At 67.7% G+C, this 17,641-nt stretch carries 11 protein-coding genes and 1 pseudogene; 8 read left to right on the plus strand and 4 right to left on the minus strand.

Annotation, left to right across the window (positions count from 1 at the left end; all coding sequences use genetic code 11):
* Positions 1 to 1,470, minus strand: a complete 1,470-nt coding sequence (locus ACZYZF_RS18765; RefSeq protein WP_463836465.1) for a glutamate-cysteine ligase family protein — start codon at positions 1,468 to 1,470, stop codon at positions 1 to 3.
* Between the two features lie 48 nt (positions 1,471 to 1,518).
* On the opposite strand from ACZYZF_RS18765, the gene ACZYZF_RS18770 reads away from it, so the two are divergent.
* A complete protein-coding gene (locus tag ACZYZF_RS18770) occupies positions 1,519 to 2,676 on the plus strand; it encodes an acyltransferase family protein (protein WP_463836466.1) in 1,158 nt (385 codons plus the stop codon).
* Here ACZYZF_RS18770 and ACZYZF_RS18775 read toward each other — a convergent pair.
* Positions 2,650 to 3,348, minus strand: a complete 699-nt coding sequence (locus tag ACZYZF_RS18775) for a DUF5336 domain-containing protein (RefSeq protein WP_463836467.1) — start codon at positions 3,346 to 3,348, stop codon at positions 2,650 to 2,652. The genes ACZYZF_RS18770 and ACZYZF_RS18775 overlap by 27 nt on opposite strands.
* Positions 3,349 to 3,363: 15 nt before the next feature.
* Entirely contained in the window at positions 3,364 to 5,082 is a 1,719-nt protein-coding gene (eccE, locus tag ACZYZF_RS18780) for a type VII secretion protein EccE (protein ID WP_463836468.1), read from the minus strand.
* Between the two features lie 62 nt (positions 5,083 to 5,144).
* On the opposite strand from eccE, the gene eccB reads away from it, so the two are divergent.
* Positions 5,145 to 6,644, plus strand: a complete 1,500-nt coding sequence (eccB, locus tag ACZYZF_RS18785) for a type VII secretion protein EccB (protein WP_463836469.1) — start codon at positions 5,145 to 5,147, stop codon at positions 6,642 to 6,644.
* A gap of 9 nt (positions 6,645 to 6,653) precedes the next feature.
* Here the strand turns inward: eccB and eccD (ACZYZF_RS18790) are convergent, their stop codons facing one another.
* Entirely contained in the window at positions 6,654 to 8,159 is a 1,506-nt protein-coding gene (gene eccD, locus ACZYZF_RS18790; RefSeq protein WP_463836470.1) for a type VII secretion integral membrane protein EccD, read from the minus strand.
* A gap of 45 nt (positions 8,160 to 8,204) precedes the next feature.
* On the opposite strand from eccD (ACZYZF_RS18790), the gene eccCa reads away from it, so the two are divergent.
* The 6 genes and pseudogenes from eccCa (at position 8,205) to ACZYZF_RS18820 (ending at position 17,632) form a co-directional block, all read left to right on the plus strand.
* Entirely contained in the window at positions 8,205 to 12,242 is a 4,038-nt protein-coding gene (gene eccCa, locus ACZYZF_RS18795; RefSeq protein WP_463836471.1) for a type VII secretion protein EccCa, read from the plus strand.
* The gene (gene eccD, locus ACZYZF_RS18800) at positions 12,239 to 13,681 is read left to right on the plus strand and encodes a type VII secretion integral membrane protein EccD (RefSeq protein WP_463836472.1); all 1,443 of its coding nucleotides are present in this window, start codon (positions 12,239 to 12,241) and stop codon (positions 13,679 to 13,681) included. Before eccCa ends, eccD (ACZYZF_RS18800) begins: the two co-directional genes overlap by 4 nt.
* Entirely contained in the window at positions 13,681 to 15,063 is a 1,383-nt protein-coding gene (gene mycP / locus ACZYZF_RS18805) for a type VII secretion-associated serine protease mycosin (RefSeq protein ID WP_463836473.1), read from the plus strand. Before eccD (ACZYZF_RS18800) ends, mycP begins: the two co-directional genes overlap by 1 nt.
* A 162-nt stretch (positions 15,064 to 15,225) precedes the next feature.
* Positions 15,226 to 16,611: pseudogene (locus tag ACZYZF_RS18810) on the plus strand (MinD/ParA family ATP-binding protein); the annotation flags it as partial.
* A gap of 255 nt (positions 16,612 to 16,866) precedes the next feature.
* Positions 16,867 to 17,331, plus strand: coding sequence for a YbaB/EbfC family nucleoid-associated protein (locus ACZYZF_RS18815; RefSeq protein ID WP_463836474.1), 465 nt, complete (start codon positions 16,867 to 16,869; stop codon positions 17,329 to 17,331).
* Positions 17,332 to 17,335: 4 nt separating this feature from the next.
* Positions 17,336 to 17,632, plus strand: coding sequence for a WXG100 family type VII secretion target (locus ACZYZF_RS18820; protein ID WP_463743863.1), 297 nt, complete (start codon positions 17,336 to 17,338; stop codon positions 17,630 to 17,632).
* Positions 17,633 to 17,641: the final 9 nt, after the last annotated feature.

Genomic DNA, 17,641 nt, shown 5'->3' on the forward strand with positions numbered 1-17,641 from the left:
TCAATCCCAGGTATGGACGGGCTCATTGCTGTGCATCAGCTGCACATATCGCCGCAGCATCTCGGCCAGCGCCTCGGGCCTGGTCAACCCCCGTGACTGGAGGTCCCGCACTGTCGCGACCTGCCAGGTCGACCCGGTCTGGCCGGTCTTCGCCCGGCCTTCGATGACCCCCAGATAGCGGTCGCACACCTCCCCGGCCACACCCCAGCGGCGCAGCCCGTCGTGCGCCATCGGCAGCAGCCTGCGCAGCACCAATTCGTCCGGTGTCACCTCGCCCAGACCGGGCCAGTACAGCCGCGCGTCCAGGCCGTGTTGGGCGCCCTCGACGAAGTTGTGGTGGGCAGCGGCGAAGCTCATCTTGGTCCACAGCGGCCGGTCCTCCTCAGACAGCGTCCGCAGCAGGCCGTAATAGAACGCCGCATTGGCCAGCATGTCCACGACGCTCGGGCCGGCGGGCAATACGCGGTTCTCGACGCGCAGGTGGGGGACGCCGTCCACTACGTCATAGACCGGGCGGTTCCACCGGTAGATGGTCCCGTTGTGCAGCCGCAGCTCGGCCAGCTGAGGTGCTCGCCCCGCCGCGAGCTCGGCCACCGGGTCCTCATCGGACAGCTGGGGCAACAGCGACGGGAAGTACCGGACGTTCTCTTCGAACAGGTCGAAGATCGAGGTGATCCACCGCTCGCCGAACCAGACCCGTGGCCGCACGCCCTGAGCCTTGAGCTCATCGGGTCGGGTGTCGGTGGACTGGGTGAACAGCTCGATGCGGGTTTCGGCCCACAGTTGATGGCCGAAGAAATAGGGCGAGTTGGCGCCCACCGCAAGTTGCGGCCCGGCCAGCACCTGGGCGGCATTCCAGTTGCGGGCGAAGTCGGCCGGGGACACCTGCAGGTGCAACTGCATGCTGGTGCATGCGGACTCTGGTGCGATGGACGCCGACTGCAGGCTGAGGCGTTCGGGTCCGGAGATGTCGATGGGCATGTCCTCGCCGCGGGCGGTGAAGATCGAGTCGTTGAGGGCCTGATACCGCGTCGATTGGCTCATCCAGCCGTCGGACAGATGCTCTGGCATCAGGGTCGGCAGGATGCCCACCATCACGATGTGCGCGCCGTCCTCGCTGGCCTTGATCTCGGCGGCATTGAGGCTGCGCCGCACCTCGTCCTCAAGGTCCAGCGCCGCCCGGCCCGGCAGTGGACGTGGTGGGACGTTGAATTCGATGTTGTAGGCGCCCAATTCGGTCTGATAGGCCGGATCGGCGATGGAGGCGAGCACCTCCTGGTTGGTCATCGCGGGCTGGTACTCGTTGTCGACGAGGTTGCATTCGATCTCCATGCCGGTGAGCGGACGCTCGAACTCGAAACTCGACTGAGCCAGCATGGTCTCGAATACGTCCAGGCACAGCTGTACCTTGCGCCGGTACTCCTGCCGGTGCGCGCGGCTGAACTCGGTGTTCCGGACCTCTTCACCCACACCGCGATGCAACAACGCGAATGGTGGTGCGCGCAGCAGAATGGCCAAATGGCTTCAGGGGCGGAGGCGGGCCGACCAATGATCACGGAGGATGATCAGGGCGGGCTCGAACAGGTCTCGCACGCGGATCGGATCGCCGGGCTCACCGGGGTGCGCGCGGTGGCGGCGCTGACCGTCATGGGAACCCATGCGGCGTACGGCACCGGTCTGCTCTCGCAGGGATACGTGGGCCTGATGAGCGCACGCCTCGAGGTCGGCGTGGCAATCTTCTTCGTGCTGTCGGGGCTGCTGCTGTTCCGTCCCTGGGTGCAGGCCGCCGCCACAGCCGCCGATGCGCCGAGCACCCGGCGCTATGTGCGGAATCGGTTCCGCCGCATCATGCCCGCCTACGTCGTTACCGTCCTGCTCGTCTATGGCATCTACGAACTCCGGCCCGTGCAACCGAATCCCGGGCACACCTGGACAGGCCTGTTGCGCAATCTGACGCTGACCCAGATCTACAGCGACAACTACTTCACGGCCTACCTGCACCAGGGGTTGAGCCAGATGTGGAGCCTCGCGGTCGAGGTCGCGTTCTACGCGGTGTTGCCGCTGCTGGCCTATCTGTTGCTGGTGGTGTTGTGTCGCAGACGTTTTCGGCCGGTGCTGCTGCTGGTCGGGTTGGCGGGCCTGGCGGCGATCAGCCCGCTCTGGCTGGTGCTGCTGCACAACACCGACTGGCTGCCGGTGGGCGGCGGGGCCTGGCTACCGCACTATCTGGTCTGGTTCGTCGGGGGAATGATGCTGGCGGTACTGGCGAGGATGGGCGCGCGCTGCTACGCGATGGCGGCGTTGCCCCTGGCCCTGGCCTGTTACCTGGTGGTCTCGACCCCGATCGCGGGTACCACCACGGCGCTCACGCTCGGCCTGGGCGAGGACGTGGCCAAGACAATGTTCTACGTGCTGATCGCCACGCTGGTGGTGGCACCGCTCGCGCTGGACGGCGACGGACTCTACGCGCGGGTGATGGGCAGCAGGCCGATGGTCGCCCTCGGCGAGATTTCGTACGAGATCTTCCTGCTCCACGTGGTCGCCATGGACCTGGTGATGGAGTTCGTGTTGGGCTGGAACGTGTACACCGGTTCGGCGACCGTGTTGTTCCTCGTGACCTTGGTGGTCACGGTCCCCTTCGCCTGGCTGCTACATCGGTTGACCCGGCCGCGCTGATTCGTCGGCGCGTTGCGGCACGTGCGGGACGGGCGACTGGGCCGGTCCGGCCCCGGCGCGCCCCGGCGGGGCGACGGACGCACTGGGCTGGGCCGGCGCTGCGGCCGCGGCCCGACCGTAATCCTGTTGCGGCGACAGCAGATCGGCGTAATCGCCGTACTGAGGTGTCGCCGGCGCCTGGGCGTGGGACTGGGCATAAGCCTGGCCATAGGCCTGCCCGTAGGCGCTGCGCTGCGCCGAATCCGGTTGTGCCACAGCGCTCTGCTGGTAGTACTGCTGCACCGCCTGGTTGTAGTAGTCGAGGTAGGCCTCGTACCCGCCGTCGGCGGTGGCCGCCGTCGGCTCCGGCGTGAGCCACAGGACCGCGGCGGCGGCCGCCATCTGTAATCCGTTGAGTATCACGATCGTGGTCAGCACCCACCCGGACTGATCGGTCACGACGCGCGACAGCGCGTCGAGGAAACCCGCAGCGGCCAGGAGGACGGTAAGCCATGGGCGGCCGGTCTGCTTGGGCATCAATCCGAGAGCGGCAGTCAGGCCCGCCAGGACGGCGAACCGGACGTGCCAGTCGTTGCCACCACCGGCGGTCGCCGGTCCGAAGCTCACGCAGTAGCCGGCCAGGCCCAGCACCACCACCAGGATGGCCAGGTTGCGGGGAAGCGGATTGACCACGATCACTCCTTTACCTCAGTCGATGCTGTTTGCGGATGCTCTCAGATAACGCATCTCGTCGTCGGTGGCGACCATCGTGACGACCGCCGAGCCGGCCTGGGTGCTGACCTTGACGGTGTCGTGTTCCAGCGAGATCAGGTCGAGCACCACGTCGGCCTGTTCGGATGCCCGGGTGTTCGGCGGGGCGACGACCATGGCCGTGACCCCGATCCGCACCGACTGCTCCGGTACGCCGTCGAACACCTCGACGGTGTAGTTGCGCTCCGCGCCGGCCTGGATGGTGCGCCGATTGAAGTCGGCGACCCACAGCAGGTCATGGCGCCCGACCGCCTCGACCATGTCGCGCCAGAAGGCCGGACGCCGGCTGTGGACCAGCACCCGGGCACCCAGCGCCAGCGAGCGCAGCACCACCTGTTGGGCCAGGTGCAGGGTTCCCACGATCTCCACGCGGCGGATCTGCGGACCGAACAGTGGCAGTGCCACCGCACGTCCCTCCTGGTCTGCGCCGATCACCTGACCGCAGCCTGAGGCGGGCAGCGCCAGCTCACTCAGCGCGTCGACACGAAGGCCGGACGCCCAGTGCTCGATCTGCCCAGCCCCGGGAACAGCCGGAATCGGCAGGGTGGCGGCCAGTGCCGAGAACTGCTGGCCGTGCAGCGGCGTGAGACCACGCAGCTGGGTGGGGACGCGCACGTCACTGTCGAAGCGCACCAGTCCGCGCACCTGGACCACGTCCTGTTCGCCGCCGTGATCGGGGGCCTCACGCAGCGACAGGCACACCGTGGTGGAGTAACTGGGCACCGTCCACAACAACCCCAGGCCGGCCGTGGTCAGCATGTTCGGCTGCACGGCGAAGCTGGACAGGCGGAACTGACCTTCGCGGCAGTCCTCCCAGGTCTCCTCGACCGTGCCGAGACCCACCCCGTCGCTGAGCTGGTTGGTCGCCGCCGCGATGCCGCTCGCAGACAGGAACTGGGGCTGCAGGCCCGCCTCGGCCAGGCGATTGGCGACGCGCCGGGTGGCGGTGGTCGCGGCGCGCAGGATGCCGTCGCGGTCGCCACCTCGGCGCCGGACGGCCTCTGCGCAACGTGACGGGTTGAACCGCACGGCGATCCACACGGTGCGCTGCGCAATCGCGGGCAGCGGCCCCAGCACGGAGTCATACACCGCGGCGACATCGGTGTGGCCGGCCGAGCGGGCGCCCTGGCTGATGATGTCGATGGATTCCAGCGTGATGTCGAACTGGCGTAGGCAGTCCAGCAGGGCCTGCACCGGGACCATCTCGCCGGAAACGGTGACCCCGGGCTCCAAAACCGTCAGAGCCCTGGGGTTTTCGTCGATCTTGAGCAGCGACAGCAAAGTCGCGCCATTCCAACGGAATCCGATCTGTAGACCGTCGGGGGTGGGAACGTCGAACGGGTCGACAGGTAGGGAAGCGGGCCCGGTCTTACCGGTGCGCTTAGCTGTGCGCCGTCGTCGATTACGCAGAAACCTCCCGCGCACCGCCAGCGCCCGAGGCGCTGTCGCGCCTTTGGCTATCGGGGCGACGAGCAGCAAAGCGATCACCAGACCCGCGACCGCGCCCTGCCAGCCGGGTCGGTGCAGCCCCAGCGCGACGACGATGCCGACGACGACGAGTATTTGCAGGGCGATCAGGTCGGCCAGGGGGACGACCCGCTGCGGACCGGTATCGCCGGCGGCGGTCAGCTTTGCTGCGAAAGCCAATGGACGCATCGCATTTCAAATGGCCCCTCGGTTGTCATGTCGAGGTGGTGCGGACGTGCTATACCCTACGCATGCCAGCGCAAGTTACCACTCGCGCCCAGGTGAACGGCTACCGTTTCCTGCTCCGCCGGCTCGAGCACGCGCTCATCCGGGGCGATTCGCGGATGATCCATGACCCGATGCGGGGCCAGACCCGGGCACTGATCGTGGGGGCGGTGATCGCTGTCCTGATCACCGGGGCGGCGGCCGTGATGGCGTTCTTCAAGCCCGCTCCCAGTCTCGGCGATGCGCAGATCGTGCTGAGCAAGTCCAGCGGTGCGCCGTTCGTGCGGATCGGCGACCAGATCCATCCCGTGCTGAACCTGGCGTCGGCCCGTCTGATCGTCGGCAAGAACGACAGCCCCAAGCAGGTCGATGACAAGTTTCTCGACGCCGTACCCCGGGGCCCCATGGTCGGTATCGTCGGTGCGCCCGCCAGCATCAACCGTGGCGACGACATGGCGAAGTCGTCGTGGACCGTCTGCGACAACCTGCTGAGCCCGGCCGTCACGGAGACCACCGGCGCCCCCAGCCTGCAGACCACCGTGCTGGCCAACGACCCGGTGCTCGATGACGCAATCCGCCCGGTCGATCCCGCCGAGGCGATCCTCACCGAAACCGGCGGGACCACCTACCTGGTCTACCGCGGCGTGCGGGCTCCGATCGACGTGTCAGATCCGGTGCTGGTCAACGGACTTCACCTCCAAGGGGCGGCTACCCGGCCGATGTCGTTGTCGCTGCTCAACACCTTCCCCCTGGCCGATCCGATCATGCCGGTGCAGATCCAAGGCTCGGGGGAGCCCGGACCGCTGGGGCCCGACCATCCCGTCGGCGCCATCGTCAAGTCGGTCGACTCCCGCGGCGAACAGCTCTATGTCGTGTTACGCGAAGGTCTGCAGCCGGTGTCGCAGGCCACGGCCGACATCATCCGATACGGCGCGTCCGGCGAGGTGGCCACCGGGCAGGCCGCCGAGATCTCCCCGGCGACGCTGGCCGAGGTGCCGACCGTGCACCGATTGCCGGTCGACCACTACCCGCTGGTGTCCCCCCGGATCGTGTCGCCCAATCCCGATCGGGTGGCATGCATGGGCTGGCAGCGGTCCAACACCGATGCGCGGGCCGAGGTGCGGCTGCTGATCGGGCACCGTCTGCCCACCGCAGAGGGGGCGCAGACGGTCCGGCTGGCCAGTGCCGACGGCAGCGGGCCGGCGGTGGACTCGGTGTACCTGACCCCAGGGGCCGGGGAGTATGTACAGGCGACCGGCAACGACCCGGACAGCCGCTCGACGGGACAGTTGTTCTACGTCTCCGACACCGGAGTGCGGTACCACATCAAGGATTCGCCAACAGCCGAGGCGCTGGGGGTCGGTGGAGTCAAGGTTCCCGACGGCCCCGCCAATGCGCCGCAGTGGGCGCCGTGGCCGGTGGTATCGCTGCTACCGCCCGGGCCGGAACTGTCGCAGGAGGCGGCGCTCGTCGCGCACGACGGCATGGCCGCCGACCCGGACAGCACGAAGGTGTCGGCGGGCTGACCAGCCGTTCTACAGGCGCATCTCGCGGAAGAACGCGTAGACCCGGATTATCCAGAAGCACAGTGGGAAAAGCGATCCGACGGCGATGTACTCGAGTATCTCGACCTGACGGCGCATCACCGGAGAGAACTCGCGCAATGGCGCGGCCAGCCCGCACGCCAGGATCAGCACCATCAGTGCGAGCAGCACGACCACCGCTCGGACCTGCCAACCCTCGACGGTCACCGCGGTCTTGAGGACCACGACGACCGCGATCGTCAACCCGCTGCCGATCAGTGTCGCCGATTGCACCAGGTCATGGTGGCCGCGGCCGCGCAGACACAGCACTGTCGCCACCATGACGGCGAAAACCGTCCCTTGCCAATAGAACCCATTGCTGACATCCACCGCCAGGTAGCAGCCCACCACGGCGGCCAGTGCGGCGGCGACCAGAATGCCGGTGAGGTGCTGGTTGGCCCGCCGCACCCGGCTGATCAGATCCTCTTCGGTGGGGATGATCTGCTTGCCGATCGCGTTGACGCCCTCGACGGTGGGGCCGCCCTGGGTCTCGATGTCGTCGAGTGGTTCGCCTGCCGTCGGAACCCGCGGGATCGGCAGTTTCGACAAGCCGATCGTCACCCGCGGGGCGAGGTAGACGACGATAACGGCAATGGTTGCGAGCAAAGCGCCCACCGTGCGGAAGGGCGGTTGCCACAGCAACATTGCCGCAGAACTGACGCCGCCGAAAATGCATGCCGCGATGATCGCGGTGTACACGGCGGATCCGGTTCCCGAAACCAGGAGCACCAGCAGGGCACCGAACGCGGTGAGGGCGAACGCCATCGGTAGGGAAGTGGTGCCGGAACCGTCGGGCACCACGAACAGTGCTCCCGCGAAGACCAGCGGGACCGACACGGCGGTGGTCCAGGCCGGTGCTGCGGTGACCGGCGACCGGTGCGCGACCAGGCAGGCCAGCAGCATCCCCAACACGCCGAGGGCCAGCACCGCTGCGGGCACCGCGGGCCGGCCTGCCCAGTGCGACAACACCGAAGCGAGCGTGACGGCGGCGGCCGCGGTGACCCCGAAGCCGGCCAACGTGGGCGCATTGCCGGCGAACCAGCGACGTACCGCTCCCTGCTCGACGTCCTGGGTGTCGTCGACGTCGTCGAACAGCAGTGGACTGACCGGCTGGTTTGCCGCGCAGATCATCAGCAGATCGCCGTCGTGGATCCCTGCCTCGCCGAGTGAGAGGTGCGGGGCGATCGGTGCGCCGCCCAGCGGGGCCAGCGTCCACTGCCCGTCGGCAGCGTCAAATTCGATGATCGCGTCATTCGCGGAGATCTGTTCATTCGCGATATCGATGACATCGGGGATGTACTGGGCGATGCTGACGTGTGCAGGCAGCCCGACGTCGAGGTTCAGCTCGCCGACGACCAGCGTCAGCCGGCTGAGTTCGGGTTCAGCTTCGGGTTCGAGCTCTGACTCAAGTAGGGTCACAATCCGGTCGGCCTCCTGCGCAATGGGATTGCTCGACACGAACAATACCCAGCATCCGGCTCCGTAGCTTCCGGGGAGGGCAGGTTGAGTACGCAGGGATTCGTCCGCCGACTTCGGGTGGCGCCGCCGAGGATGCCCGGTGGCGAGGTCAGCCTGGCCCCACCGCCCGAGGTTCCGCGGTCCATCCCGGGCAACCTGGCGATGCGCCTCATGCCGTTCGTGATGCTGGTCGCGGTGATCGGCATGATCGCGTTGATGGTCACCGTCGGTGGCCGCGACATGGCCAGAAGCCCGATGTTCCTGCTCTTCCCGATGATGATGATCATGTCGATGGTCGGCATGTTCATGGGCGGCGGGAAGGGCAATGGCAAAGCCGCCGCCGAGCTCAACGAGGAACGCAAGGACTACTTCAGTTACCTGGCGAATCTTCGCGAGGAGGCCGATACCACCGGGGCCGAACAACGTACGGCACTGGAGTGGAGTCATCCCGATCCGCGGGCGTTGACCGATGTGGTGGGCACCCGGCGGATGTGGGAGCGGCGGCCCAGCGATGCGGACTACTGCCACATCCGGGTCGGTATCGGGACCCACCGGTTGGCGACCCGGTTGATGGCGCCCGAGACCGGCCCGCCCGAGGACCTCGAACCGGTGTCGACCGTGGCGCTGCGCCGGTTCGTCAAGACCCATTCCGTGGTGCACGCGCTGCCGACTGCGGTGTCGCTGCGGGCGTTTCCGACCATCAGCTTCGAAGGGGAACGCACGCTCGCACGGCAGTTGGTGCGCTCGATGGTGTTGGAACTGTGCGCCTTTCACGGACCCGACCATGTGCAGGTGGCGATCGTCACGGCCAACCCGGATGGTGAGAGCTGGAGCTGGGTGAAATGGCTCCCGCACGCGCAACATGCGTCGACCCGCGACGGCATGGGCTCGATGCGGCTGCTGTTCCCCACGCTGGAGCTGATGGAGACGGCACTCTCGGCGGAGCTGGCCGAACGCGGCCGGTTCACCCGCAACGCGCAACCGACCCAGGGACTCAAACAACTCGTGGTCGTGCTCGACGACGGATTCGTCACCGGCGACGAGCAGCTGGTCACCGATGCCGGGTTGGACAGTGTGACGCTGCTCGACCTCAACGGCCTGCGCCCGGGCGGCTCGGCCCGCCGCAGCCTGCAGCTGGTTGTCGAGGGTGATGACGTGGCCGCGCGCACCGCGGTGGGCGTCGAACGATTCGCCACCCCGGACACGATCACGATCCCCGAAGCCGAGACCACGGCCCGGCGGATCGGGCGCTACCGCCCGGCCAACGCCGCGCACATCGTCAGCCTGGAAGCCGATTCGCGGGCGGTCGACCCCGGCCTGATGTCGCTGCTGAAGATTCCCGACGCCGCCGGGATCGTGCCCGAGCAGGTGTGGAGGCAGCGATCCCCGCGCGAGCGTCTGCGGGTGCCGATCGGTATCACCCCGAACGGTCAGCCCATCGAACTCGACATCAAGGAGGCCGCCGAGGGCGGGATGGGCCCGCACGGGCTGTGTATCGGCGCGACCGGATCGGGAAAGTCGGAATTTCTTCGCACCCTGGTGCTTTCGATGATCACGTCGCACTCGCCCGAGCAGCTCAACCTGGTGCTGGTCGACTTCAAGGGCGGGGCGACGTTCCTCGGCCTGGACGGCATCGCCCACATCGCGGCCATCATCACCAACCTCGAAGACGAGCTGACCATGGTGGACCGCATGCGCGATGCACTGGCCGGTGAGATGAACCGCCGCCAGGAACTGCTGCGCTCCGCCGGAAACTTCCCGAACGTCACCGAATACGAGCGCGCCCGGGCCGCGGGTGCCGACCTCGATCCACTGCCCGCACTGTTCATCGTGGTCGACGAGTTCTCCGAGCTGCTCTCCCAGAAACCGGATTTCGCCGAGCTGTTCGTGATGATCGGCCGGTTGGGCCGCTCCCTGCACATGCATCTGCTGCTGGCCTCACAGCGCCTGGAGGAGGGCAAGCTGCGTGGCCTGGACTCGCACCTGTCCTACCGGATCGGTCTCAAGACGTTCTCGGCCGGTGAATCGCGCAGTGTGCTCGGGGTCCCCGACGCGTACCACCTACCCAGCGTGCCCGGTTCGGCGTTCCTGAAATGCGATGCCTCCGAACCCATCCGGTTCAACGCGTGTTATGTCTCGGGGGATTACGTCAAACCACGGATATCGGCGCGCACCGGGCGGGTGACCCAGTTGGGGGCGCTGGCGCCGAAGCTGTTCACCGCGACACCGGTCAAGAAGGATCCGGTACCCGCGAGAATGCCGTTGCCGCACGATGTTGCGGAGGTCGAGCCGGAAAGGGCGAGTTCCGGACCTAGCAAGACCACGTTGCTGGACATGGTGGTCAGCCGGTTGCGCGGCCACGGCAGGCCCGCCCACGAGGTGTGGCTGCCGCCGCTCGACGACAGCCCCGCGGTGAACGAACTGCTGCCGGAATCGGATTGGTCGGCACCGGCCAACGTCAACGGCCGGTTGTGGATGCCGATGGGCGTGGTGGATCGACCCTACGATCAGCGCCGCGACGTGCTCATGGTGGACCTGTCCGGCGCCCAGGGCAATGTCGCCGTGGTCGGGGGGCCGCAGTCGGGCAAGTCCACCGCACTGCGCACACTGATGCTGTCCGCGGCCGCGACCCACAGTCCCGAGCAGTTGCAGTTCTACTGTCTGGACTTCGGCGGCGGCACCCTGACCAGCCTGGCCAAGTTGCCGCACGTCGGCGGGGTGGCCGGCCGGATGGACGCCGACGCGATTCGGCGCACCGTCGCCGAGGTGGCCGGGGTCCTGAGGTCCCGCGAGCAACTGTTCCGTGAACTCGGTATCGAATCCATGCGGGATTTCCGTCAGCGCAAGGCACGGCTGGCCACGCTCTCGCCGGCCGAGGCCGCGCAAGATCCGTTGAGCCAGGACAACTTCGGCGACGTGGTGCTTGTCGTTGACGGCTGGGCGTCGATCAAGAGCGACTTCGAGACACTCGACCCGGTGATCCAATCGCTGGCCATCCAGGGCCTGTCGTACGGCGTGCACGTGGCGATCACGGCGTCGCGCTGGATGGAGATCCGGCCTGCGGTCAAGGACATGCTCGGCACCCGGGTCGAGCTCCGTCTGGGCGACCCGATCGACAGCGAGGTGGCGCGGCGGTCCGCTGAGCTGGTGCCGATCGGGCGGCCCGGACGCGGCATCAACTCCGAGCGGCTGCACATCCTGATCGGGTTGCCCCGGCTCGACTCCAGTTCTGCGGTGGAGGATCTGCCCGCCGGGGTGGCCGGCGCCGTCGAGGCGGTGCGCGCGCACTATCAGGATCGCGAGGCGCCGAAGGTGCGGATGCTGCCGCATGACGTGAACCGCGACAACGTCGTGCGGGTGGCCCGCGATGCCGGGCAGTTGAGCAAGGCCCGAATTGCGATCGGTATCAACGAAGAAGAACTGGCCCCCGTCGTACTGGACTTCGATTCCCAGCCACACCTGGTGGCCTTCGCCGACACCGAGTGCGGAAAGACCGGTCTGCTGCGCAACATCGCAGCCGGTGTGATGGAGAACGCCAGCCCTGTCGAGGCCAAGATCATCCTGGTCGACTTCCGTCGCTCGATGCTCGGTGTCGTCCCCGACGAATACCTCGGCGGCTATGCCACGGCCCCGCAGTCCTGCAACGATCTGATGACAGCACTGGCCGGTGCGCTCAAAGATCGCCTGCCTCCCGACGACATCACCCAGCAGCAGCTCAAGGAACGCTCCTGGTGGTCGGGGCCGGATCTGTTCGTGATGATCGACGACTACGACCTGATACCCGGCGGATCGCTGAGCCATCCGCTCGGACCGCTGGTGGAGTATCTGCCGCAGGCCCGTGACATCGGTCTGCGCGTCGTGGTCGTCCGACGCAGCGGTGGTGCCGGGCGGGCGATGATGGATCCGATCATCGGGCGTCTGAAAGACCTGTCCTGCAACGGTTTGGTGATGAGCGGCAGCAGAGATGAGGGCGGATTGTTCGGCGGATACAAGGCCGGCCCGATGCCTCCCGGCCGCGGCATGCTGGTTTCCCGGACCACCCGTAGCGGCGTGGTCCAACTGTCCCGGATGCCCGACCTGTGACCGGGGTCGAGGAGCTTCGCGAGCTGCACGTGGTATCCGCGGCGCCCGAGGCGATCCGGGTGTCGGTGGTGGGCGGTCGCACCCAACTCGATGTCGCGCTGCCGGCCGATGTCCCGGTGGCGGCGTTCCTGCCGGAGTTGGCCCGGTTGGTCAAATCCCGCGACGCCGAACGCGACGACGACCTGGCCGACCGCGACGAGCGACGGACGTTCTGGGTGCTCAGCCGTGCCGGCGGAGCCGGTGCGCTGGAGCCCGATCGGACTCTGCGCGCCGCGGGTGTGGAAAACGGTGAACTGCTGCATCTCTCGGCTCGCCGGGCGTTGTCCCCACCCACTCTGTACGACGATGTGGTGGACGCGGCCGCCCGGCTGAACCGAGCCTCATACGCGGCCTGGAGTGCCACCGCGGCGCAGACGATGGCCTTCGCCGGGTTGTGGCTGTGCTCGGCGGTATGGGTGGTGCTCCTGCTGGCGCCCGCATTGTCGGCGCCCCGGCCGGTGGTCATGGGCGCGGCGGCGCTGACGATCGCGGCGCTGGTCGCAGGCGGCGCACTCGTGCGCCGGACGCTGGCCCGGGCCGACATCGCCGCAGCGGTGGGGCCGCCCGTGATCGCCATCGGTGCCGCCGCGGCCTGGGTGCTGGCCGCGCCGCGCGGGGCGATCGGCCTGGCCTGCGGATGCGCAGTGTTGTTGGGGCTCACCGCGATCTGTTACCGCGTGATCGGTGCGGGCCACTGGTCGTACGTCGCGGCGGCGGTCGTCCTGGGCTTCGGGACGGTGGCGTTCGCGGGCCGCGCATCGGGCGCGCCCGTCGCGGCTGTGGCCACGGTCGTCGCGGTGGTTGCGGTGTTCGGCTGCCTGGCCGTGCCGGGGCTGACGGCGCGGCTCGACCAGTACCCGGTGGCGTCGGCCGACACATCACGTACCGACGACCCATTCACGACGTCGGCAGGACAGGTCCCTTCGGGCACCCCGATGCCGAGCGCCGAGCAGGTATGGGCCAGGGTGCACTCGGCTGTGCTGACCCGGTCGGGCCTGTTGGCCGGCGCGGCAACGGTGGCGCTGATCGCCGCGACGGCGCTGATGCGGGTCGAGACAGGTTGGCCGGCATTCGCTTTCGCTCTGATCTGCGCCTCGGTGCCGGCGTTGCACGCCCGCCGGGCGGCCACCTGGCCGGAGCGGGTTGCGCTAGCGGTGCCCGCCCTGGGGCTCGCGCTGATCACCTGCGTGCAGGCCCAGACCGGAGGGTGGCCGTTGCAGCTCACCGGCGTGGTCGTGCTCGCCGCGCTGGCAGTCGGCGGCGTGGGCGCGGTATTACCGGCTGCCCCGCAGATCCGCCGGTTGCACATGGCTGCGGTTTATCTGGAGTATCTGGCCGTGGCGGCGGTGATACCGCTGGCACTGTGGCCGCTGGGGCTGTACGAACGGCTGGGCCGGTAGTGAGCGCCCGACGGTGCGCGGCAGTCGCGACGGTCATCGTGACGGTCGCCGTGGCCGGCTTCGGAGCACCCCCGGCCGGTGCCGTGACACCGCCCGTCGTCGAACCCGGTCCGCCGCCGAGTGGGCCCGTCGCACCGGCGCAGCCCACCGAACTGAAGGCGATCTGCGGTATTCCCACCGGTGTGCTGCCGGGCACCGACTTCACCAAACAGACCAGCGCCGAGGCGATGCTCGAATATCGCCGGGCCTGGCGCTTTTCCCGCGGCGCGGGGCAGAAGGTGGCGGTGATCGACACGGGCGTCAACCGTCATCCGCGACTGCCCGCGCTCGAGCCCGGCGGCGATTATGTGTCGAGCAGCGACGGCCTTGTCGACTGCGATGCGCACGGCACCCTGGTCGCCGGGATCATCGCTGCGGTCCCCGCCGACGGTGACAGCTTCGCCGGGGTAGCCCCGGAGGCCGCGATCCTGTCCATTCGCCAGAACAGCGGTGCCTACAGCGTCGCAGGCACGAGTAGCAGCCAGAACGACGATCCCAATGCGACGTCGATCGGCTACGGCAACACGCACACCCTGGCGCTTGCGATCACCCGCGCGGTGGATCTCGGCGCCACGGTGATCAACCTGTCCGAGGTGGCCTGCGCGCCCGTTTCGGCCGGGTTGGACGACCGCGAACTCGGACGCGCGGTGCGATACGCCTACGAACGCAATGTCGTGGTGGTGGCTGCTGCGGGCAACTTCAACAGCCAGAGCATGTGCAACGCGCAGAACAACATGAACGATCCGAACCAACCGCTGCACAACGGATGGAACAGTGTCAGCACCATTGCCAGCCCGGCCTGGTTCGCCGACTATGTCCTGACGGTCGGCGCGGTGACCACCTCGGCCACTCCCGCTGACTTCAGCCTCCACGGTCCGTGGGTGGCGGTGGCCGCCCCGGGGGAGCGGGTCACCTCCCTGGATCCGGGCGGGCCCGGACTGAGCAATGGACAGCTCGGCCAGCAGGGGCTCGCTCCGCTGAACGGAACGAGCTTCGCGGCGCCGTTCGTCTCGGGTGTGGTGGCGTTGATCCGGTCGCGGTATCCCGGTCTGACCGCCGGCGAGGTCAAAGATCTCGTTGAACGCACCGCCCGTACTCCCGGGAATGGACCCAACCAGGCCACGGGTTACGGAGTTGTGGACCCAGTCGCGGCACTGACCTACCAGCTCCCACCTGCGGCCGACGGTCGCGATGTCACTGCCTCTTCACCGATCAGCGGGCCACCGCAACCTGATCCAGGTAATGTGCGGGCCCGCAGGATCGTCTTCACCGTCACCGCGGCATGTCTTGCGTTGATGGTGGCGGCGGTAGCGGTTGCTGCTGCCCGGCGACGGACCAGGTGAGTTAGGGGAAAGATGCCGGACGAGAATCGGCCGATCGGCGAGCCCAGATCGCTCGACGACTTGGCTCCTGGTGAATTGGACGAGGTGGAGGCCCGGGCCGCCGCGTTGCTGGAACAGATTGCGGCGCAACGATCAGCCCGGCAGATCCATACCGCGACGTCGCCCGCCGATGACGTGACCGATGCCTTTACGAAGCCGGCTCCCGAGCCCGAGCCCGAGCCCGAGCCCCCCGCCGAGCCGCCGGCCGCCGCGCCGGCCCGTAGGCTGGCCCCGCCGCCGTGGCAGATGCACAGCTCGATCGGATCCAGGGAATTCGCCGAGCGGTTCGACCTGGACGAGCCACGGCGCCCAGAGCCGGAACCTGCGCCTGAGCCCCCGGCGCCTGAGCGCCCGGAACCGCTGGTGCCCATTCCGCCGCTGCCGGAGGCGGCAAGACATTCACCGCTGCCGGAGGCGGCAAGACATTCACCGCCGCCGGAGGCAACGAGGCCGCCACTGCCGCCCCCGCCCCTGCCGCCGTTGCCACCGCCACCACCGGGTTTCATGCCGCCATTGCCTCCGCCGCTGCCACAGCCGCCGGGCGCGGTCCAGCCACCGCAGTACTCGCCAGTGCCGCCTTCGCTTGATGACGCCGGGATCCTCAACCGTTCCCGCACCGCGCCGCATTCCGGATGGCGCCGTGCCGTACACCTCGCGAGTGCTGGACGGGTCAGACCTGGTGAATCACGCAAAGAGCGGGAGCACGAAGACCTGCTGGCCCAGATTCGTCAGCCGATTGCCGGCGACTTCCGGATCGCCGTGCTGTCGATCAAGGGCGGGGTCGGAAAGACCACCACCACCTTGGGATTGGGCTCGGCGCTGTCGATGATGCGCCATGACCGGGTGATCGCGGTGGATGCGAACCCGGACCGCGGAACGCTCGCCGAACGGGTGCGGGACGTGTCCAGTGAGTCCACGGTGCGCGACCTGTTGTCGGATCCCGATATCCAGCGCTACGCCGACGTACGGAGCCACACCCGGATGGCGGGCAGCCGTCTGGAAGTACTGGCCAGCGAGCAGGAGCCCGCGGTTTCGGAAGTGTTCGGCGAATCCGACTACCGACGCACCGTCAGCATCCTGCGTCGCTACTACAACATCATCCTCACCGATTGTGGCACCGGCATCATGCATTCGGCGATGGCGGGCGTGCTCGATCTGGCGCATGCGATCGTGCTGGTCAGCTCGCCGGCGATCGACGCGGCCCGCAGCGCGTCGGCAACGTTGGATTGGCTCATGCAGCACGGACACTCGGCGTTGGTCCGCGAAGCCCATGTGGTGCTCAGCGCTTCCCGCCCCGGCTCGGCCAAGCTCAAGCTGGACAAGGTCTACGAACACTTCGAGGCCCGATGCCGCTCGGTGCACATGATCCCGTTCGATCCGCACCTGGCCGAGGGGGCTGACGTCGACTTCGACCTGCTGGAGCCGGCCACCCTCCAGGCCTATCTGGAACTTGCCGCGGCAGTTGCGGAGAAGTTTCCCAGACTCCGTGGCGGACCTCAGTACCGGTGACGGCGCCCGAACCGACCCGGGGTTGAGGCAAAGAACTCGCGGATCGGTCGACGGCATGAGAGCTATCGCCGGGGGATGCGGACTGTCGAGTAAATCTCGGTTATCTACGCGACGGTGGCAAATTGCGGTGTGAGTGGCGTTGCAACGATGGCAATTTCACAAACGTAATTGTTCATGCACTCAAATATGGTCGGTCGTAATCGAATTCGGCAAAGAACGTGGCGGCGCCTTTGTGGATCTGGAACACTTGTCGGAATGAGTAACGATGCCCTCCGGCATCAGATGACCGAGGTGCTCGCCTTGGTCTCCGAGCAGATGGCCGATATCGCTGCAGTGCAGCGCGAGCAGGCGCAGCTCACTGCGACTGCCGAGGAGGCCGACGGCTTGGTCCAGGTGACGGTCGACGCCCGTGGTCATGTCGTCGAAACCGTGATCGATGAGACATATCTCGACGAATACGAACTCGAAGAGCTCGGTGGCCACGTGACGGCGGCCGCGCAGTCCGCGGCGCACGTCGTGGCGCAGCGGTCGGCCGCGCTGATGATGCCGATCGAAGAACGGCGCCGGATGATGCCGGCACTGTCCGACATCGCCGACAGTGCACCCGATCTGCGCGACCTGACCAGATCCGTGTTCGGCAATGACGATGCAGGTGTCCAGGCGGGCGAGCCAGAGGACACCGACCGGGACGAATCCGCATTCCCCACCGTGAGGAGCTGAATCGATGGCTGACGAGCTCGGTGTCGGACCTTCTGACCTGCGGGCAACCTCGAGGAACCTGAACGATGTCAGCGTCAGGATGAAAAACGTGCTGTCCACCCTGCAAGCCAATCTGGCGGCCGAAGGTGCCGCGTGGGGTGACGACAAGATGGGTGACGGGTACGCGAAAGGCAGTGCGGGGTATTTGGCGCAAAAGGACTGGGTCGACGGCTCGGTGGCGATAAAGACCGATCTGCTCGACTACTACTCGGACGGTTTGAAGGGCTCTGCGGACTCCTTCGAACAGAACGACCAGCCGTAGCCGTCAACC

The sequence above is a fragment of the Mycobacterium sp. IDUB_24 genome (assembly GCF_055419385.1).